The following is a 20,973-nucleotide window of genomic DNA, read 5'->3' on the forward strand; positions in this document are numbered from 1 at the left end:
ACGGGTTCTGCATCCCTTTCACGCCAACGAAAAAGGACCGCCTATGCGGTCCTTCTTCTTAGCGGAGAGAAAGGGATACTCTTCACTTCGTTCCGAGGCTGCGATGCCTTTGCTTCCGATGCTTATGCTTCGGCGTCCCCTTCCGACGGGTTCTGCATCCCTTTCACGCCAACGAAAAAGGACCGCCTATGCGGTCCTTCTTCTTAGCGGAGAGAAAGGGATTCGAACCCTTGCGGCTGTTACACCCTAACGCTTTAGCAAAGCGCCCCCTTCGGCCTCTTGGGTACCTCTCCATATGGCTCCCCGAACAGGACTCGAACCTGTGACAACTCGATTAACAGTCGAGTGCTCTACCGACTGAGCTATCAGGGAAAGTACAAGTTCAAATGTATCAGATCCCGGATCGTTAGTCAAGGGGAAGGCACCTATTCCCAACGGCGACAAGGTCTTGCTTCAGCCACTCCTTTTTGGTCTCATCGCGAAAAACGGCGGAAGGGTGATAAGTAGGCATGACCTGAATCCCGTCGATCTCCTGCCACTGCCCGCGGATCTCGGTAATTTTGGCCTTGGGATCGATAACCGCCTGTACGGCAATACTTCCGAGACAGACGATGAACGCCGGACGGATGAGCTCAATTTGCCGCAGCAGGTAGGGAAGCGCAACGTTGACTTCCGATTTCCGCGGGGTTCGGTTTCCTGGGGGCCTGACTTTAATCACATTCGTCACATAAACAAGTTCCCTCAGAATTCCCGCTTTGTCCAAATACCTGTTGAGCAGCCTCCCGGCGTTGCCCACAAAAGGATGTCCCGACTCCGCTTCCTGTTCCCCCGGGGCTTCCCCGATCAGGAGCAGACGGGCATGCTCGGGGCCTTCGCCGAATACAACCCGCTCACCCGCTTCCGGTACGAATTCGCGTTCACACACTTCGCGCAAGGTGGCCAAGTCTTCGATCCATTGTAAATCCGGCCGGTCGATCGTTCCCACGCTCATGTGGGCACCACCTCCTGCTCGAGCATTTCCCGCAGCATCCGTCCGTTAATGACGGCCTGCGCTCGATAATGATTGTTCATGCTGACGAACGTCTTTTCCGTTTTCTCGGCAAGCCTGCGGATATTCGGAACCCAATCCTGAAGCTCGGTGTCGGAGTACAAATAATCGTAGCGCTCGTACGCTTCTTTGTGCTGCCACCACTTCTTATAATTCCGGCCGTGGAACCGGACATAGCCGATTCGGCTCGTCGCGCGGACAACAGGCGGAACAAGCGTCTTGAACTGCGGCTCGTCCACACAGACGTACCCCAGCTCTTCCTCTTCCAGCAAATCGAATATCCGTTCGTCAATCCACTCTTCGTGGCGAAATTCGACGACGACCGGAATGTCCCCCATAAGCTCTTTGAACTCTTTGAGATAATCCCGGTTTTCGTCCCGATTTCGGAAGCTGGTCGGAAACTGAGCCAATACACAGCCCAACTTTCCCACCTCGATCAGCGGCTTTAACGCCTCTTTAAAATCATGAAAATGCTGTTCGTTGTCCTCCCGCTTATGCGTCATCCCGCGGTATGCTTTCATCACGAATTGAAAGTGCTCCGGCGTCTTCTCCCGCATGTGGTACAGCATGAACCGGTTAGGCATCGCGTAAAAAGAGGAGTTTACCTCCGTAAAGGGAAATTGCTTGGCATAAAACGCCAACATCTCTTTTTTGTCCAAATCCTCCGGGTAAAAAGGACCCCGCCAATCCTCATAGCTGTAGCCGGCCGTGCCGATCAGAAGCATGATTCATCCTCCAAGCGCCTTGATTTTGTGGGTCACGACTTGCATCTTCCCTTCTTGCGTCCGAACGATGCCTTCGATTAATATGCCCCGTGGGTTCAGCTCGTATAAAAAGGCTTTGTAGGTGTCAGGATACATCACCGCTTCGATCATATCCGTCTGATCCTGTACGACGAGCGAGAGCACATAGCCTCCGCCTTTCGCCGGCAGCCGACGGCTGTGAATGATGGTTCCGCATACGCGTACCCGTGTAGAGTCGCGGCAACCGGACAAGGACTCGATCGGAATCACGTTGAAGCTTTGCATAAACTTCTGCCATTTTGCGGTTGATTGGGCGGGTTGAAGCGAAAAGCCTAGCAGAGATTTTTCCAGCTTTCTTTTTTCCTGTTCGGTAAAATCAGGCAGCGTTGATGGAAGCAGGGCATCCAGAGACTCCTCAGGCTTTTCGCTCAAAGCTTCGAGCATCTGGCGGCGATTCCCCCACAAGCGATCGCAGGCTCCGGAAGCGATCCACGCCTCGAATACGGGGCGAGTAATCCTATACGGTTTCATCCGATTGACGAAGTCCGTGAACGTATGGAAATCGCCGCCTTGGCTGCGTGCGCTAAGCAGAGCTTTGACCGATTCCAAACCGGAACCGTGAATTCCTTCCATCCCCACACGGATTCCGTTATCTTCGGCACGGAACCCAAACCCGCTTCGATTAATATCCGGTCCGAGCAGCGAGAGACCCATTTTGGCGATTTCCCTCAGATAGACCGATTTATCGTAATACCCTTCCCCTTCGCTTACCAAGGAGGCCATGTATTCTTTGGGAAAGTGAGTTTTCAAATAAACCGTCCAATAGGACAAATAAGCATAGGAGACGCTGTGCGCTTTGTTGAAGCTGTATCCGGCGAAGCGAGCCAACAAGTCGAACAGGGCCAAAGCTTCTTTCTCCACAATGCCCTTTCCGGCAGCCCCCCGGACGAACTTCTCCTGGTGATGCGTCAATGCTTCGACAGATTTGCCCGACAATGCCCGCCGCAGGGAGTCTGCTTCGCCCATGGAGTACCCTGCCGCTTCGTGTGCGATGGCCATGACCTGCTCCTGGTACAAAATCAAGCCGTAAGTCGGCGCAAGGATACGCTGCAGCTCCGGCCATGGAATCCGGTAGGTCTCTTCTCCGCGGCGTCTGCGGAGATACGTCTCGACGATCCCTTCTCCCCACGCCCCGGGCCGGTATAAGGCGAGCAGATCGGCCAGTTCCCCGACATTGTGCGGCTGCATGCTGCGCATCAAATGGCGGATCCCCATGCTTTCGAGTTGAAAGCACCCCAGAGTATTGCCGCTGCATATCGCGTGGAACGTATCCGCGTCGTCAAGCGGAATCCGGTTCACTTCGAGCCGTTGACCGGCACGCGAGCGAATCGCGGCTAGCGTATCGTGAATGACCGTCAGGTTGCGCAAGCCGAGCAGGTCGATTTTCAATAGGCCAAGCGCTTTGATATCTTCCTTCGTGAAGGGCGTCATCGGTTCTCCGTTCACCCTTGTCTGGAGAGGAATCGTACGGGACAACCGTTCGTCCCCGAGCAGAATCCCCGAGGGGTGAGCGGAGTGGGTGTGAGGGAGTCCCTCAATCCTCTCGGCCAGTTGGAACATGGAGCGGAACGGGTCTTGGCGGAACAAAGGCTTTTGCAATTCCGGAAGATTCTCCAAGCAGTGACGGATCGCACCTTGTCCCGAGAAAGCGGGCATCAGCTTGGCTATAACGTCGATTTGTTTTTTCGGCATGCCCAGATACATTCCAGCCTCCCGGACCGCACCCCGAGTCCCATACGTGTTCAGCACGCCGATATGCGCAAAGCTGTCGGAGCCGTATTTGTCTTTGACATATTGAAGAAGCTCCTGCCGCCTCCTATGGCAGACGTCCAAGTCGATATCCGGCAAATCCGGACGGTCCGGGCTCAAAAAGCGTTCAAATGAAAGGCCGTGTATGAGCGGATCGACCTCGGTGATGCCGAGCAAAAAAGCGACCAAACTGCCTGCAGCCGAACCTCTTCCCGGCCCAATGGGGATACCTAAGTTTCGTGCGGCCTGAACGATATCCCAGACGATGAGAAAATAGTCCGAAAGCCCGCGGTTCCGGATGAGCTCCAGCTCCTTATTCATTCGATCCAAGATGGTCCGGTTCTTCGGGTCCTCATATCGAGTCATTAACCCTTTTCGGCATAAAGTAAGCAACCTCTCATCCGAGTTCAGGCCCCCTTCCCGTTCCTCTTCCGTCATAGAAAACCTCGGAAGCCTATAGGTTCCCCGTTCCGGTCTAAACCGGCAACGCTCGGCTATTCGTACGGTATTCTCTAAAGCTTCGGGAAGATGGCGGAATTTGTCCCTCATTTGTTGCGGGGAAGGGAGATAGAATGGGCCTGCTGCCGGCGGCGGAGCATTCTTGTCCTGCCCAAGCACGTGAAGAAGCGGAGCGTCTTCGGGAACGAGGTAATGTACGTCGTGGGTGGCCACAATCGGAATCCCTGTACGCTCCGAGAGCCGAACCGTCCGTTCGAGCAACGCCCCATCGCCGGAGAAACCGTGATGATAGACCTCAAGGTAAAAATGGTCTTTGCCGAACCAGTCCGCATATAAGAGCGCCTGCCGTTCCGCCAGCTCCATCTCCCCGCTCGCGATCAAACGATGAATTCGGCCTTTTCGTCCTCCGCTTAGCGCTATCAGATCCCCTTGGGCATCAGGGGGTTTGAACGCACCGCCGTTCAACCGTTCGACGATGTGTTCATACCCCCGATTTGTCACGGCCAGTAGAAGGAGGGTTTCTCCTGTTCCCTCAACCGTCATTTCACACCCAACAATCGGGCGAATCCCATACCGTTCCGCCATCTCGCAAAATCGAATCGCCCCACTGATCGTTCCCTTATCCGTGATCGCGAGCGAATTCATGTTCCACGCTTTGGCCGCTTGCAGCAAGTTTTCCAGCCGACAGGTCGCTTCCGCCAAGCTGTATTCCGTATGAACGTGCAAATGCACGAAATTCGTTCCCGAATGGCTCACTCTCAGCTCACCTCTAACCCGATAAGAACATTTGTTCTATCATACCGAGAGAAGCGCCATGCTGTCTAATGGATGTTGTTTCCTTACCTGCACAGCAAAAAAGCAGCCGTCGGGCAGGCTTCGAGCCTCCACCTAAAGGTGCTTTCTCCAATCATCAATCTATACTTGCTCATACACGCGCCCCAGGTAACTCGACGAGACTCAGCTTGCCCCGACATTTGCCGCAAACGTATTTCCTGAGGTCCATCTTCCTCTTCCGTAAATAATGGGTCCCACAAGCCCTACACTCAAGCCTGTACTTGTAAGCGGCCGGTTTGCGCGGGGCGAGCGCCTTGCAGAATCGGGTGCCTCCGACTTCCTTGAGCAGCTGTTTGAACTCCGGATCGCTATGCTTGTACCCTTTGCGCTGCAGATGCAGGTGGTAGTGGCACAGCTCGTGCTTGATGATTTTCTCCACCTCGGCCGGCCCGAACGTCTCGTATTGCTGCCAGCTGATGTCGATATTGTGGGACTTCATGAAATACCGCCCGCCCGTGGCACGAAGCCTGCGATTGAAGGTGGCCTTGTGGCGAAAGGGAACCCGGAACGACTCCAGCGAGATACGCTCCACCCAGGCCTGCAGCTGTTGATCGTCCATCGTGCTCCCCTCCCCAAGGTTTTTCCGCGTCTCGTCGCGGCTCTCTTGAATTTGTACCCCACATTAGCTACACTGTCAAGTAGATTGACGAGACGCCGCTATTCTGGAGAGGAGCTAACGACCCGCATGTCGAAAATGAAATATGCTTTGCTGCAGCTGAACACTCAGGTGGATTTCGTGGAAATGCCCGCCTCGCACGTATACCAATTGACCGCGCTGAACCGGAGGCTGCACAAGGAGCTGGACAAGCTGACCGCAGGCAACGTGCCGGAGCTCGGCCATATTCTCGCGGAATGCGAGCAGGTCGAAGTCGTAGCCGGCCAATGCCGCATCCTGCAAGGACTGACCTATATGAACGAGCTGGAGCAATCGTTCGCCGCGATCGAGGAGAAGTCGTACCCCTTGATTTCCCTCCTGACCGAGATCCGGGCGCTCCAAGCCCAACTCGAGCAATGGTACGAGGAAGAGGAAGAATCGCAGCTGGACTGAAGCGGACCTGCACCAGAGCCCACCTGTTCCCATATGCTAATAGGGTAAATGACTACGACGCATAGGGCCGATCCGCACTCGGTCCGGGGAAAGGGGATGCGACAATGCCGCAATGGCTTTGCCATCAGTTGGAACGGGCTTTCATGAAGAAAGACCTCCGGCAAATTCGTCTGCTGAACGATTGCTGGTACTTCTACCGCACCAAAACCACAACCGATTCGAAAGAGTCCGTTCCTATAAGTTCCCGACCTTGAACTGCCTACAACTTCCGCAAGCCGAACAGCCCGATCGTATGGAGGTATCTACCTGCCATTCGAATCGGGCTGTTTCGTTTCGGTCTATATGCTGCCGTCTAGGAAGACTGCTTCGGGGCTTTCATCGTAAGGCTGACACGGCCTTTCTTCTCATCCACGCCCAGTACCCACACGGTCACCGTGTCGCCGACGGACACGACGTCCATCGGATGCTTCACGAAGCGATCGCTCAGCTGGGAAATATGGACGAGCCCGTCGTTCTTGATCCCGATATCGACGAATGCGCCGAAATCGATGACATTGCGCACGGTGCCTTGCAGCTGCATGCCGGGCTGGAGGTCTTCGAGCTGCAGCACGTCCGTGCGGAAGATCGGCGGAGGCAGCTCCTCCCGAGGGTCGCGGCCAGGCCGCTGCAGGCTCTCGAGGATGTCGCGGAGCGTCGGCACCCCGACATCGAGCTGCTCGGCCAGCTGCTCCGGCACGACCTGCTGCAGCCGGCTCTTCAGCTCGGAGCTGCCGATAGCTGTCTTCGCCAGCTTCTGCTGCTTGAACAGCTTCTCTACGGCGTCGTACGATTCCGGGTGAATCGGCGTATTGTCGAGCGGATTGTCCCCGTCGCTGATGCGCATGAAGCCGATGCACTGCTCGTACGTTTTCGCTCCGAGCCGCGGCACCTTCTGCAGCTGCTTCCGGTTCGTGAATTTGCCGTTCTCCTCGCGATACTTCACGATGTTCTTGGCGATCGTCCCGTTGATGCCCGAGACGTACGCCAGGAGCGATGGAGAGGCCGTATTCAGGTCGACGCCGACGTGGTTAACGGCGGACTCTACTACGACCTTCAGGCTCTCCTCGAGCCGTTTCTGGGCGACGTCGTGCTGGTACTGCCCGACGCCGATCGCCTTCGGCTCGATCTTCACCAGCTCGGCGAGCGGGTCCTGCAGCCGCCGCGCGATCGAGATGGCGCTGCGTTCCGCGACGTCCAGCTCCGGGAATTCCTCCTGCGCCAGCTTGGAGGCGGAATACACGCTCGCGCCGGCTTCGCTCACGATCATGTACTGCAGCTGCCGCGTGCCTCGCAGCTTCTTGATCAGATCGGCGATGAACTGTTCCGTTTCTCTCGAGGCCGTCCCGTTGCCGATCACGATCAATTCGACGCCGAACTTCTCGATCATCGCCTTGATCTTGCTCTCCGCTTCGGCGACTCGATTGTTCGGCGGCGTCGGGTAGACGACGGCAATCTCGAGCGTTTTGCCCGTCTCATCCACGAGCGCGAGCTTGCAGCCAGTCCGGTAAGCCGGATCGACGCCGAGCACGACCTTGCCCTTGATGGGCGGCTGCAGCAGCAGGTTCCGCAAGTTCTCGGCGAAGATCGTTATCGCCTGCTCCTCGCCTTTGTCCGTCAGCTCGCCCCGGAGCTCCCGCTCGATTGAGGGTGCGATGAGCCGCTTATACGAGTCTTCGATCGTAAGCCACAGCATCTCCTTGACGATCGACTCCCCGCGGATTAACTGTCGCGCCATGTAGTCGTGGATCTTCTCCACCGGGACGTCCACGGTCACCTTCAGCACGTCCTCCCGCTCCCCGCGGTTGATGGCGAGCGTCCGGTGTGGCGGCAGCTTGCGGATCGGCTCCCGGTAGTTGTAGTACATCTCGTAGACGGACTCCTGCTTCGCATCCTTCGCCTCCGTCACGAGGCTGCCCTGGTCGCGCGTGTACCCGCGCACCCAGGCGCGAATTTTGGCGTCGTCGGCGATCGTCTCGGCGATGATGTCCATGGCGCCTTGGAGCGCCTCCTCCGCCGTGTTGACCTGCTTGTCCGGGTCTATGTATTTGGCCGCCTCCCGCTCGACAGAGCCCTGCCTAGGCTGCGTCAGGATCCATAGGGCCAGCGGCTCCAGCCCCCGCTCTTTGGCCACGCTGGCCCGGGTCTTGCGCTTTTGCCGGTAAGGCCTGTACAGATCCTCGACCTCCTGCAGCTTCACCGACCGTTCGATGGCCGTGCGCAGCTCGTCCGACAGCTTGCCCTGCTCGTCGATGAGGCGGAGTACCTCCAGCTTGCGATCCTCCAGGTTGCGCAAGTATTGCAGCCGCTCTTCGATCGAGCGCAGCTGCACTTCATCAAGCTCGCCCGTCATCTCCTTGCGGTACCGCGCGATGAACGGAATCGTGTTGCCGTCGTCCAGCAGCTCCATCGTCACTTTGACCTTGGTCGCCGGCAGCTGCAGTTCGGCCGAGATTTGCTTCAGGATGCGTTCCTGCGTCTGTTTTTGCTGTTCGGGCGTCGGCTTGTATTTGTCGTTTGCTGCTTCTTCTACGGCTTGCTCTCGGGCCATCTCTCTACCATCCTCTACCATTGGAATCGTATAATCGCGGGTGCGGCGACCGGAAAACCAAAAAAACGAGGGAGCTCTCACACCCTCGTCCTTGCCGTTTTCGTACCTGGTACCCATTAAAATTCAATCAGTCCTACGCTGATCTGCAAGGAATCGTCCACCTTGCGCATCGTCTCGTCGTCCAAATGCGTAATCTTGTCCGTGAGCCTCTGTTTGTCAATTGTCCGAATCTGCTCCATCAGAATAACGGAATCGCGATCAAATCCATGCGTCTCGGCATCAATCTCGACATGCGTCGGCAGCTTCGCCTTCTGGATCTGGGCCGTGATGGCCGCCACGATCACCGTCGGGCTGAAGCGGTTGCCGATATCGTTCTGGATCACGAGGACCGGCCTTACGCCGCCCTGCTCCGATCCGACTACGGGAGACAAATCTGCAAAAAACACATCGCCACGTTTTACAATCAAGCTCTACACCCCGCTTACTAAGCGATCGAGGGTACTATCCGCGTCTTCCTCCGCCTGAAATGCCTCCGCTGCCATGTGAAGATTGATTTTTGCCATTTCCATGTACCCGCGCTGCATCATTTCCCGCAATTGACGCTTCTTCCGCTCCAAGAGGTACAGCTTCATTGCTTGACGGATGAACTCGCTGCGGTTGGAGTTTTCCTTCTCCACAATCCCGTCCACCTCTTGCAATAAATGATCCGGCAAACTAATCATGATCCGTTTGGTGTTATGCACATTGGCCACCGATTACGCACCCCCAAAACATTCCCAAACCCATATTACCATTATGTCGTTAACCAAACCATTTTATACAATCCAAATATATGCCGCCGATGTAGCAATTATGCTATACCGGCCCTCAGGCGAGACTCCAGCTCATAAAAAACAAATTCGATAAAAAACGGCAAAATCCTTCTTTTCCACTCGTGGGAACTACTGGTAGTTCGGGCGATTTTCCGCTACCTTAAGAGCGGATTGGACACCTTCACTCGCTGTCCGTTTTTTGATATACACCCGCGGCACCCTGTGCCGACGCATCCGCTACCTCAAGAGTGGATTCGACACTTTGACTCGCTGCCCGTTCTTGATGTACACACGCGGCAACCTGTGCCGACGCTTCCACTATCTCAAGAGCGGATTCGACACTTTGACCCGCTGCCCGTTCTTCATGTACACCCGCGGTACGCTGTGCCGACGCTTCCACTACCTCAAGAGCGGATTCGACACCTTCACCCGCTGTCCATTCTTGATGTACACCCGCGGAACTCTGTGCCGACGCTTCCACTATCTCAAGAGCGGATTCGACACCTTCACTCGCTGTCCGTTTTTGATATACACCCGTGGCACCCTGTGCGAAATCATGCAGGTGATCTCATAGTTCACCGTTCCGAGCAATGTTGCGAGATTTTCCGCGGAGATGCATTCCGCCCCTTGACGCCCCATGAGCACCACTTCATCGTCCAAAGTCACTTGGTCCAAGGCGGTCGCGTTGATCATGCACTGGTCCATACAGATGCGCCCGACGACGGGCACCCGCTTCCCTTGCACCAGCGCTTCCACCCGTCCGGACAGCATCCGGCTATACCCGTCCGCATACCCGACCGGCAGTGTTGCAATCGTCTCCTCATCCTTCGTCCGATAGGTTACTCCATAGCTGATGCCCGTTCCTGGCGGCACCGTCTTGACCATCACCGGCTTCGTATACAGGCTCATCACCGGTTGCAGATCCAGCCGCTCCATGTGCACCTCTTCCGAAGGGTATAGCCCATACATGCTGATGCCGAGGCGCACCATATTATAGGAAAGCTCGGGACAATCGATCGCCGCCGCGCTGTTCCCCGTGTGCACATAGGGAAAGGTCACGCCTTGCTGTGCGAAATGGGCTATCACTTTGTCGAATCGGTTGTGCTGCATTCCGGTGTACGCTTTGTCCCGCTCGTCGGAGCTGGCGAAATGCGTGTACACGCCTTCCACTTCTACCTCTGGCATCCCCAGGGCCTGTTCCAAAAATGCAATCGCTTCATCTGTGTCGGTCAGCCCGAGCCTTCCCATGCCGGTGTCCAGTTTCACGTGGACCTTCAGCTTGTGCTCGGGATTCGCATGCTGTGCTGCCGCTCGCAGCACCTCTTGGCTGAATACCGTTAGCGTAACGTCGTGTTCCAGGGCAGCCGGGATTGCCTCAGGCGGCGTATAGCCCAGCACCAGGATTGGGAGTCGGACTCCGGTCTGGCGCAGCTCGATCGCTTCATCGAGGAAAGCCACTCCAGCGTATGTCGCTCCGGCCTCCACCGCTTCCCGCAGAACCTCCACCGCTCCATGCCCGTAGGCATCCGCTTTCACCACCGCCATCATCGCCATCTCGGGAGGCAGCCACTGGCGAAAGCAGCTTACATTGTGATGCACTGCATCGAGAGACACCTCCACCCAAGTCGGGCGATAAAACGTGTCCATCTGACTCACCTTCTCACCTAAATCCACTAGAGACACATAAAACCATGTTAAACGCTACCCGTTCCGGCTGTCAAATGGGAATGGTTCCAATTCGTAAACGAAAAGGAAATCCCAGAGAGCGCGGCGCGAGGCCTTTTCCGGGATTTCCTTTTATAGGATGAAGCTATGCTTTTGTAAGATTACGTGCGATTACCGTACGGTTATTTGCCGACTTGCCCTTGTACGGACTGGGCGATTTGGATCATTTCGGTTTGTGGGAGGTCGCTGGTGGACAGCCGGTACTCCATGCCGTCATACGTCCAAGTCAGCGTCCGCAAGCCGTTCTTGTCGCCCGTCACCACGCCCAAGGTGTAGCCCAGGTCGAGGATGTCGCCCGGCAAGAACGTCACCGTCACCGCACGAGGCTGCATCTCCGTCAGCGTGTAGTTGTACTTGCCGGTGTAGCGGAACAGGATAGCCTGCTCGTCGCCGACTTTAATCTGCTTCACTTCTTGCTTCACGACGTTCTTCGGCGTATACTCTGGCTCGACCAAGCCCAGTACTTGTTGCAACGCTTCATGATTGTTTTGCGCCGTTGCGGCCGCTCCGGTGCCGGTTGCAGCTCCGGTGGACGTCGACGATGTTGGGCTTGATTTGGAGGCGTCTGTTGTTGTGCCAGACTTGGAGGCGTCGGTAGTTGTACCGGCTTTCGCACCGGCGCCGGCTGCTGCGCCGCTTGTGGCTGCGCCATTGGCGCTGCCAGTGCCCGTAGTGCCGGCTGCCGTTCCGGATTTCGTGGCTCCGTTCGCACCTGCTGCACTCGTGCTGCCCGTCGCTGCTGTGCTCGAGCCGTTCGCCGCAGTACTATTGGCGGTGCCGCTGGTCGTGCCGTTGCCAGTTGCTCCGGCATTCGCGGCCGTACCTGTACCTGTACCAGTTCCTGCTCCTGCCTTTCCGGCGCCGTCTGCAGCCGTCCCTGTGCTCGCTCCCGCCTTACCGTCGCCGGTTGCAGCTGTCCCTGTGCTTGCTCCCGCCTTACCGTCGCCGGTTGTGCCGGTTCCGGTCGTGGCGCTAGTACCTTGCGTCCCGCTTGTCGTACCCGTCGTCGCTTTGCTCGACCCGGCCGCCCCAGCCGTGCCGCCGGTTCCGGTCGCGGTACTCCCGGCTGCCGTACCGGTAGCCGTCCCTGCCTCCGGCGATCCCGCCTTCGTGTTCGTGCTGGTCCCGCCCGTCGCCGTCGTCGGCATCGACTTCAGGTTCCAGCTCGTCATATTGCGCTGCATATCAAAGGAATCCTTCTCAAACTTTTTGCCAAACTCGAACTGCGTAAAGTCCACAACCACCATCACATTATTGCGCTCGTCCGACACTTCCACATGCTGAGGGGCCAGCGTCTTCTTGTTCAGCCAGATCTTCTGGCGGGCGAGAAGGCCGTTCTGGTAGTTCGCAGCGACGTCGAAGACATACGCATCCTTCTCGGTGTTAAACTGCCGCTCCGTGTCCGTCACAATGCTCTGAACGAGCGATTGGTACAGATACACCTGACCGGAGTTTTCCGGCCAATCGCTTTGGAACCGGAACATCTTATTCAGATGCGGGGTGAGCACGAACACCCCTTCATCGTTGCGTAGCACGATTTGCGTTACATCCTTAGACTCATTCGTCAGGGAGATGCGGTAGAAATGCGGCGCCTGGTACCAAACTTCCACATCATACTTCTGCGGCTGTTGCCCGGTCTGCAGAATCATCTGCCCCGATCCCTGATAACTGTCCAGTTTGCTGACCACATGATCCAAATCGTTTACCACTTGCCCTGCGTTCCTTGTTCCACAACCGGCTGCAACCAGTGCTATGCCCATCACGATGGCCAATATCCATGTGATCCGACGCATTGCATCATCCCCTCTTCACACGTAATGAACTACTTGTACAATGTCTATGAGGGGGGTTGTTCGATTATGCGGACTAGTTTCACCAGAGAATCTTGTCATTATGTTGATTTAGAATTGAAAATAAATAAATGGTGAAAAACTTACTGGCATCAAAAAGAGTAAACCTAATAATACGAAAAAGAAAACAAACAGACCACTAAAAGTAGTCAATTTGAGAACGGCATACCCCTTCTTTCTTTTACCAAAAATATGACAAACAACAATCAGAGGTAATATTAACAAAAACGATGTAGGAATCCACAAAATACCTTTATCCGGAGTGAAAAATAACAATTTCTTAATTATGTACATAGCAGTATCAATATTTGGTGATCTAAAGAAAACCCAAGTCAAACAAACAAAAGTTACTGTAACAAGCCAAGACCATGTTTTGTAAACAATCGTATGAATTTCTTTTCCGCGTAAAATGTACTCCAAGTATAGCTTATGAGCAACTAACGCTATTCCGTGAAGCCCTCCCCAAATAACGAAATTCCAACTGGCTCCATGCCATAACCCTCCTAGAAGCATTACTATGGACAAGTTAATCAGTTGTCGCACTTTCCCTTTTCTGTTTCCACCCAGAGAAATATACAAGTATTCCCTCAACCAGGAGGATAAGGAAATATGCCATCGTTTCCAGAATTCAGTCATACTTCGAGAGATATAGGGCATGTTAAAATTATGGGGAATCTCGAATCCCAAACATTTTGCCGATCCAATAGCCATATCAGTATATCCTGAAAAATCACAATAAATTTGTATAGCGTATGCAATCACTGCTAACCAAATTGAAAAAGAACTATAAACCTCGGAATCTTTAAAAACGGGATCCACGAATAAAGCCAACCTGTCAGCTATTAATACTTTCTTTAGCATCCCAAACAAAAAAATTTGGACCCCGATTTCAACATTAACCCATCTTATTCTGATTTCCTTCTTGAGTTGAGGTAGAAAATGAGACGGTTTTAATATCGGACCAGCTATTAGATGTGGAAAAAAAGCTACTAAAAGGGCAAAATCACCAAATGAATCCGCTGATTTTCCCGTTTTCCGGTAGATATCAATCGTATAGCTCATTACTTCGAACGTAATAAAAGAGATCCCTACTGGCAAAATAATATCTAATAGCGAGAATCTTACTCCTATTGAATCTAACATATTATTAGCAGATTCGATAAAAAAGTTATAATACTTGAAGTAACCAAGAACACATAAATTAAAAAAAACACTTATTAACAGCCATAACTTTCTACCTTTTTCTTGATTGGATTCCTCAATCTTTTTTCCAATAAAGAAATTAACAACTGTCATAAGAAACATTAATGCTACAAATCTATAATCCCAGTAAGAATAAAAATAATAACTACTCAATAATAAAATTGTCTTTTTAACTCTGCCTGACTTAATAATAATGAGTAATACAATAACTCCAACCATAAAAACCAAATAATCAATACTTGAGAAGATCATTTCAATATCCTACCTTCAAAGAAAGAAACTAATTTTAAAGCTATTAATTTATGTCCTATCTCATTAATATGTCCAACTCCAGGCTTGGTATTATAGAATCCATAGCTGGGCCATTTTCTATTATTATCATTATTAACAAAGGTTTCACGCATATTAATTACGTTAACTCCAACCTTTTCACCATATAATTGCACCTTTTCTTCAAATATCGAAGGAGGTTCATTTAAATATTGATAATTTAACGTCGGAATGTATATCACTAAAACATTATTATAATTCTTTTTTAGTGTTTCCATCGTCCAAGCAATTAAACTTTCGTCATAATGAGAGGGTTCCTTACTATTTGTTCGGATTTCTTGAGTATCCTGAGTTTTGGAAGAGGTGGAAGTAATAAATTTTTGCAGCTTATCTGCTCCGATTCTTACTGTGGAATAATTTAATAAGAAATATAAATTTTTTAATTTCTGCGCAATCTCATTGTTACTAGCAAAGTGTGTATTTTGAAAGGTTTTGAAGCCATCTCCATTTTTTTTAACAAAGAAGTTGGCATCGCCGCTTAACATTTCACTGAAATCTCCGTCATTTATTTCGACAACAACATAATTCGGCTTGTACTCATTATTGTAATAATTCGCTAAGTGCAAATAATGGGCAGGGGAAGCATAGCTTCTTCCTAAATTAATAGTAATAACTTCGGAAAATCCCTTCTCTTTTAAAATCAGTTCTGTTAAGTTAGAATATTTGTCCTGATCAGATACCTGGACTCCTTCTGTAAAGGAATCACCAAGAACAAGTATCCGATAACGTTCATTCATATCACTTGGAACTGGTTTACCAACAACACCATTTGGGAAAATTTTTGTTCTACTAAATCCTTCTGAACCTTGTAAATAGGTACCCTCATTTAATATTTTCCCCATCACAGGATGGTTACTGTAACCTGTCGTACTAATAATGGTGTTCTGTAATATTAGTTCCCAAATGAGAAGAGCTAACAATCCAGAAACCAGTATTTTAGAAATAATTTTCATGTCCCAACCTTCAGTTCCCTTTAATATTATTCCAATGTGCTGGATGTTTCTTTGTATCCCAATTCATTCATCAATTTTTTTTTAAAAGCGTTATTAGCCTCTTTGACTCCTTCAGCTTGTTCACGCTGCAGTACTACCCTGATGGTCTGAAGCATAATCTTTATATCCAAGGCGAAAGAATAATTCCTTATATACATTAAATCAAATCGCAATTTATCTTCCACAGAGCTGCTGTAATTCCCGAATACCTGTGCTAATCCGGTTATCCCTGGTTTTACAAGCATTCTACTTGAATAGTCGGGAATAACTGCAACAAATTGGCGGATAAAATGGTCGCGTTCGGGTCTTGGACCAACTAAACTCATATCCCCTTTTAGAACATTAAAAAACTGCGGGATTTCATCCAATCTTGTAGCCCGAATAAAACGTCCAATCTTGGTAATGCGCGGATCAAGGCTGCTTGCAAGCACCGGACCGCTTAACTTTTCAGCATCCTGAACCATACTTCTAAATTTATAAATAAAGTACTTTTTCCCATTTCGCCCCAATCTTTCTTGCTTGTACAAAACCGGTCCCTTGGATGTAACGGGAATAAGAATGCAGAGCAGGATTAGTACCGGACTTAATAAAATAATAAAGCATAGAGCAGTAATAATATCGAATAAACGTTTCGCAAACAATTGCCCAGGGTTTAACTTTGGCGGGGTTATGGAGAAGACAAGCATATCGCTTATATGTTGAGGGTCTGATCCAAGAACAAATAATTCGTAAAGTTCTGGAACTAATAATGCTTCCTTTCCATGTCTAGTGCAGTAACTTATAATCTCTGATTTTTGTTGTTTCGCAAGCGCAGGGCTGATTAATACAACATCGCATTCATTAATCTTCCCGACCTTGTCTTGCCACTCACTAAACGGCAGGAAACCTTTCACATCAAACCAGCCTATTGAATGTTCAATAAATTTATTGGCTATTATTACACCGTCTTCTATACTCTGACCAACAATCAATACCTTCCTGCTCCCAAAAAACTTTCGGGCAATTAACCAAAGAGTACTCCTTACGACAGCCAATAATAATATTTGTGTAAACAATGCGATAAGAATAACGCTTCTCGGGAAGGCAAAACCGCGATACCAGAATGTAAGAATCATTGTAAAAGCAGTAATCACCAATACGGAAAGTACAACTGAGAAAATTAGATTGTACAGTCTCTTTCTCCTCCAGCCAGAGTAAAGATCGAACAAATAAAATACTACTAGTGATAGTACAGACAACCATGGGATTAAATTAATATAGGGATCTAAATTAGTTCTTACCAATTTGAATTTCACTAAAAAAGTTATGTCATACCTGAGCCAAAACGCAAGAGCAAACCCAACGTTAACAATAACGATATCAAGCAGAGCAAGAAGTATAACAGATAAATTACTTCTGAAATTAGTCATATTACCTCCATTTAAATAGAACTAGTGATATTGTTCTTGCCCGGCTTCTTGCCAAATCTGTTCTAGTTTTGAGACGTTTCTTGCCCAGGAATACCGCTCTGCTACAAACCGTTGACCTGAAAAGGAATATTGCTGCCGGAGCTTCTCATCCAGCAAAAGCTCTTCAACGCCTTGTATGATTTCTTCTTTGGAATTAGCAATGAATACTTCACGATTAGTAATTCCGGCAATCCCTTGAATACCATAATTTGAACAAATTACTGGCAGTCCACATGCCAATGACTCCAGTACTTTGTTCTGTATACCTGTTCCAGCATTTAATGGATAGATTCCAATAATAGATTTCAATAAATATAAAGAAATATCCTCTACAAAACCGGTAACAACAATGTTGTACCTGTTATTTAAATTTTGAATTTCCTTGCTAGGGTCTTTTCCAACGATATATAGTTTATAATCCGGGTATTTTCGATGAATTTCGGGCCAGATCTCTTTGGTGAAATACAGCATCGCCTCGACATTTGGAAAATAACTCATGTTCCCATGGAAAATAAAAGCTTTCTCTTTACTAGGGTACTTTTCCATCTCGCTACGCGAGCAATCCATCGATGTCCCGTTGGAATTAACAACAACTCTAGGACTGTTAAAATATTCTTTTTCTTTTTCTGATACCAGAATAGTCCGATTGTATGCAGCAATAGCCTTCTCTTCATAACGTTTTAATAAAAAACTTTCAAAAAAATAAAAGGGTTTAAGAAATAATTTATCTCGTTTCGCCCTTCTCGCCATATTTAGAGAAATTGCATCTATCATATCCAAAATTTTAATGGTTGGATATTTTGTCATATACTCAGCCATTCTAATTGTTTGGACCTGAACCAAATCCGGATGAATGCTATCCATAATAGCGTGTGCTTGTTTTAATAATTTACGGTTATAAAACAGGTTTACTTGTAATGGTTTAAAGTTGAATAGAGTCTTAAACATTCCTAGCTTCATAAACTTGCTTCTTGGAAGCACATAAATACCTTTAAATAGAGCAATCACCTCATCTGGACAATTTCTATAATTATTATCATAATCTAATGTAACTAAATATACTTCGTGCTCATTATGTAAACGTTTAATTTGCTCATATGCTATTAATTGGTCACCTTTATAAGGCGGATATGGAAATCTTGCGGTAAGAAATACTATCTTCATGATATATCTCCAAGCCTTTCCTTGGCTATTCAGTTAATCTTCGTAAATGATCTTCTTTCTGGTTTAAAACTTGCATACCATAACTTATTACTAATACTAGCACAAATCTCAAATATTGATCCAAAAGTCCAAGAAATAACACAATAAAAAAAGAAATTAGCAAATAAATAAATCTTCTATCCATTTTTTTTCTATGCACCCAGAAGACACAGAAAGGGAAGAGCCACAAGACAAGTCCAATAATTCCTCTCTCAGAGAGTAATTCCAGAAAAAAGTTATGCGGTTCTAGAGTATGATATCTCTGTTTCTGGTCTTCATTTTTAGCCTTCTTAGATAGATACTCCTGATAACTATTCGGACCTGTGCCAAACACAGGATTCGATTCAAAATTAGCCCATCCTACTGTTAGCAGCATATATCTTTCCTTAGTTGATGCTTCGCCTGATGTAACATTCAGTTTTTTTGTAACCGCTACTATTTGATCACTATAAGAGACGGCGAAAACTAAAGATGCTGCTATCAACAATGCTTTATAGTTGATGCTCATTTCTCTAAATCTATTGATTACTCCGTTTACAGCTAGTAACAATCCGGTTTTAGCATTGATTATTAAACTAACAAGTGAATAGATCATGCTGGAGACGATAAATGTAAAGCTGTCTTTGATAAGCAGAATTAAGAAAATCAACGGAACGATAATAAACTTTGTTATTTCATGGTAAACCAGAAAAGAAGATACGATCTCTCCTACGCTAGCTATAATAATGGCGGTAACTATATCTCTGGAATTCAATTTCGAGAAGAATAATAGCATGATCGAGATACAAACATAGGTGTCTCTTATTAAATCCATCCTGATTTGTTGCGAAAAAATGCACCAACCAATAAGATAAATAATATTCAACAGTAGGATTAAGATTATATAAATATTTAATCGCTCGATTTTTTTATTCAAGTCTAAAGAAATAAAAGCATATCCTATCAGGAATAATTCAAACAATGAGAAATACGCATGAAAATCGACAGTGACAATAGACAATGCAATAAACGATAAATATTTAACAATTTTCATAAAGCACTTCCATCGTGTCAGTAAATTTACGGAATGAAAAGTGTTCCATTACTAGTCTTCTGCATTTTTGATAGTCTTCGTCTTTTCTCATATGCTGCAATTGCTGTTGGTTTTGAATTTCGTTAGCGAATTGCAAATAATCTTCCTTATCGCATAGGGATAATAAGGGTGTATTTAATAATCTATCAATATCTATGATGCCGCCCTCTTTTGAGGCTATCACCGGTTTTCCTAAATATAGTCCTTCAATGATCACTCTACCAAACCCTTCTCTTCTAGAGGGAACTACGAGTACATCGCAATGACGAATAAATGATTCTGGATCGTCGACAAAACCCGTCATTTTGTATGGGATTTTTAAACGCAAGCATTCGCTCTCTATTTCATCGGACAAGCTCCCGCTTCCAATGAACAAAAGCTCGTGTTCAATTTCGTGCACCTCGCTTAAAATCTTTGAAATCGAAATAAGTGCCTGAGGATTTTTTTCCTCCGAGAGTCTTCCGCAAAATCCAATAATAATTCTACCCGATTGTCTTAGGGAGTTAAAATCCAGTTTCTCGTAATTTTTGTTTAAGTAGTTGTAGACAACATTAATCTTAGTTGAATTTCTTTCGTCAAGAAAAGCGAAATGTTGTTTTACATAATTAGAAACAACAACTACCCGATTCATGTGTCGCATCGTTAAATTAAAAACAAAAGCTTTCAATGACTTTTTTTCGTACCAACCATAATTGTTATGAATGTGGGAAATGAAAACAAGCTTTTTATTTCGCATTTGACCGAATTTCAAGAAACAAGCTAATATTGAAGCAAAAACATCATGGGCATAGACGATATCTAAATTCTTTTCTTTTATGAATGTCAAAAGTCGACTTGTAGATTGCAATAGTCTGTTAGGGTTATAGTTTACGACATTTCCGTACTTTTCTTGATAATGGTCACTGTTAGTACCACCTGGTATTGCTATATAGCATTCATATTTTTGTGTTTGCTGGTAATAAGAGCAAATCTCATCAATCATCAATTCGGCTCCGCCGATTCCAGAACTATTTTTTAGAATGATTAGAATTTTTTTACTCATTTATACCACCTTCTGGTATATACGCAAGAGATACCATAAAACAGCAGAGAACTTGGTCTTTTTCGAAATTTTGTAGATGTTAGGATACTTTATGAAATCCATCGTTTCTTGCATTTGCTTATTCGCAAACTTTGTAGATAATTGGTCATCGCTAATAATAAACTTGCTCAGCGCTTCTTCCATAATAATGAACTTACGTCCACTATTAATATATCTATAATATAGATCAAAATCAGCAGAATATATGTATTGCAAGTTGTAATTTCCAAGTGATTCAAAAAATTCCTTTTTAAAAAAAACGCTGCTGTCACCTACATGACAGTCTACTAAGGATAAGATTGTGGGGTTATTCATAAATTTGGGAACTATTTTTTTTATGGGCTTTAGGTCAGGTTTGCAGAAATATTGCCCGCCAACCAGCGCTAATTCATTTGCTGGATTAAGTTTATGAAAGACTTTTAATAAAGCTCCAGCCAAATAAACATTACCAGCAGTAATGATGCCTACAATATTACCCGTACTTTGCATTAGCCCTTTATTAAGGGCGTCATATAAGGATTTATCCTTTTCACTAATAAACCGAATAATACCGGGATATTTCCTTACATATTCATTGACAATTGAAGCTGTCTGATCCGAAGAAGCACCGTCCATAATAATATGCTCCAGATTGAACTCCTCAGATTGTTGCTCTAGCACCGAACGGATTGTCTGTTCAATATACTTTTCGGCATTGTAGGTTGGAGTAATAATACTTATTTTCACGAT

18 protein-coding genes and 2 tRNA genes are annotated in these 20,973 nt (G+C 48.0%); 2 read left to right on the forward strand and 18 right to left on the reverse strand.

Features of this window, described 5'->3' with window-relative positions:
- Nucleotides 1-207: 207 nt before the first annotated feature.
- The 6 genes from ACI5FR_RS29075 to ACI5FR_RS29100 form a co-directional block, all read right to left on the reverse strand.
- Nucleotides 208-293: transfer RNA gene (locus ACI5FR_RS29075), tRNA-Ser, on the reverse strand.
- Nucleotides 294-296: 3 nt separating this feature from the next.
- Nucleotides 297-372, reverse strand: a tRNA-Asn gene (locus ACI5FR_RS29080).
- A 34-nt stretch (nucleotides 373-406) separates the two neighbouring features.
- A complete protein-coding gene (locus tag ACI5FR_RS29085) occupies nucleotides 407-991 on the reverse strand; it encodes a uracil-DNA glycosylase (RefSeq protein ID WP_405461029.1) in 585 nt (194 codons plus the stop codon).
- Nucleotides 988-1,773: a DUF72 domain-containing protein gene (locus ACI5FR_RS29090; protein WP_405461030.1), complete on the reverse strand. Its 786-nt coding sequence runs from the start codon at nucleotides 1,771-1,773 to the stop codon at nucleotides 988-990. The genes ACI5FR_RS29085 and ACI5FR_RS29090 overlap by 4 nt, the downstream gene beginning before the upstream one ends.
- Nucleotides 1,774-1,776: 3 nt before the next feature.
- On the reverse strand, nucleotides 1,777-4,815 hold the full coding sequence (locus tag ACI5FR_RS29095; protein WP_405461032.1) for a DNA polymerase III subunit alpha: 3,039 nt from the start codon (nucleotides 4,813-4,815) through the stop codon (nucleotides 1,777-1,779).
- Nucleotides 4,816-4,984: 169 nt separating this feature from the next.
- On the reverse strand, nucleotides 4,985-5,452 hold the full coding sequence (locus tag ACI5FR_RS29100; RefSeq protein ID WP_405461034.1) for a SprT family protein: 468 nt from the start codon (nucleotides 5,450-5,452) through the stop codon (nucleotides 4,985-4,987).
- A 126-nt stretch (nucleotides 5,453-5,578) separates the two neighbouring features.
- On the opposite strand from ACI5FR_RS29100, the gene ACI5FR_RS29105 reads away from it, so the two are divergent.
- Complete coding sequence (locus ACI5FR_RS29105) at nucleotides 5,579-5,941, forward strand: hydrolase/acyltransferase (protein WP_405461036.1); 363 nt, start codon at nucleotides 5,579-5,581, stop codon at nucleotides 5,939-5,941.
- Between the two features lie 104 nt (nucleotides 5,942-6,045).
- Nucleotides 6,046-6,195 (forward strand): cortex morphogenetic protein CmpA, encoded by a 150-nt coding sequence (cmpA, locus tag ACI5FR_RS29110; protein ID WP_405461038.1) that lies wholly within the window; start codon nucleotides 6,046-6,048, stop codon nucleotides 6,193-6,195.
- 98 nt (nucleotides 6,196-6,293) lie between these two features.
- Here the strand turns inward: cmpA and ACI5FR_RS29115 are convergent, their stop codons facing one another.
- The 12 genes from ACI5FR_RS29115 to ACI5FR_RS29170 form a co-directional block, all read right to left on the reverse strand.
- A complete protein-coding gene (locus ACI5FR_RS29115) occupies nucleotides 6,294-8,528 on the reverse strand; it encodes a Tex family protein (protein ID WP_405461040.1) in 2,235 nt (744 codons plus the stop codon).
- A 116-nt stretch (nucleotides 8,529-8,644) separates the two neighbouring features.
- A complete protein-coding gene (locus ACI5FR_RS29120; protein ID WP_127579914.1) occupies nucleotides 8,645-8,995 on the reverse strand; it encodes a type II toxin-antitoxin system PemK/MazF family toxin in 351 nt (116 codons plus the stop codon).
- A gap of 3 nt (nucleotides 8,996-8,998) precedes the next feature.
- Complete coding sequence (locus ACI5FR_RS29125) at nucleotides 8,999-9,280, reverse strand: CopG family ribbon-helix-helix protein (RefSeq protein ID WP_405461042.1); 282 nt, start codon at nucleotides 9,278-9,280, stop codon at nucleotides 8,999-9,001.
- A 540-nt stretch (nucleotides 9,281-9,820) separates the two neighbouring features.
- Nucleotides 9,821-10,987, reverse strand: coding sequence for an alanine racemase (alr, locus tag ACI5FR_RS29130; RefSeq protein ID WP_405461043.1), 1,167 nt, complete (start codon nucleotides 10,985-10,987; stop codon nucleotides 9,821-9,823).
- Nucleotides 10,988-11,187: 200 nt separating this feature from the next.
- Nucleotides 11,188-12,858, reverse strand: coding sequence for an outer membrane lipoprotein-sorting protein (locus ACI5FR_RS29135; protein WP_405461044.1), 1,671 nt, complete (start codon nucleotides 12,856-12,858; stop codon nucleotides 11,188-11,190).
- Nucleotides 12,859-12,966: 108 nt separating this feature from the next.
- Nucleotides 12,967-14,370, reverse strand: coding sequence for an MBOAT family O-acyltransferase (locus ACI5FR_RS29140; protein ID WP_405461046.1), 1,404 nt, complete (start codon nucleotides 14,368-14,370; stop codon nucleotides 12,967-12,969).
- Complete coding sequence (locus ACI5FR_RS29145) at nucleotides 14,367-15,401, reverse strand: SGNH/GDSL hydrolase family protein (RefSeq protein ID WP_405461048.1); 1,035 nt, start codon at nucleotides 15,399-15,401, stop codon at nucleotides 14,367-14,369. Before ACI5FR_RS29145 ends, ACI5FR_RS29140 begins: the two co-directional genes overlap by 4 nt.
- Nucleotides 15,402-15,427: 26 nt before the next feature.
- Nucleotides 15,428-16,849, reverse strand: coding sequence for a sugar transferase (locus ACI5FR_RS29150; protein WP_405461049.1), 1,422 nt, complete (start codon nucleotides 16,847-16,849; stop codon nucleotides 15,428-15,430).
- 21 nt (nucleotides 16,850-16,870) lie between these two features.
- A complete protein-coding gene (locus ACI5FR_RS29155) occupies nucleotides 16,871-18,052 on the reverse strand; it encodes a glycosyltransferase family 4 protein (RefSeq protein ID WP_405461051.1) in 1,182 nt (393 codons plus the stop codon).
- 25 nt (nucleotides 18,053-18,077) lie between these two features.
- A complete protein-coding gene (locus tag ACI5FR_RS29160; RefSeq protein WP_405461053.1) occupies nucleotides 18,078-19,124 on the reverse strand; it encodes an O-antigen ligase family protein in 1,047 nt (348 codons plus the stop codon).
- On the reverse strand, nucleotides 19,111-20,205 hold the full coding sequence (locus ACI5FR_RS29165) for a glycosyltransferase family 4 protein (RefSeq protein ID WP_405461055.1): 1,095 nt from the start codon (nucleotides 20,203-20,205) through the stop codon (nucleotides 19,111-19,113). Before ACI5FR_RS29165 ends, ACI5FR_RS29160 begins: the two co-directional genes overlap by 14 nt.
- The gene (locus tag ACI5FR_RS29170; protein WP_405461057.1) at nucleotides 20,206-20,970 is read right to left on the reverse strand and encodes a glycosyltransferase; all 765 of its coding nucleotides are present in this window, start codon (nucleotides 20,968-20,970) and stop codon (nucleotides 20,206-20,208) included.
- Nucleotides 20,971-20,973 lie beyond the last annotated feature (3 nt).

The sequence above is a fragment of the Paenibacillus sp. HJGM_3 genome, from assembly GCF_045062745.1.
In the GTDB taxonomy this organism is placed as follows: domain Bacteria; phylum Bacillota; class Bacilli; order Paenibacillales; family NBRC-103111; genus Paenibacillus_AA.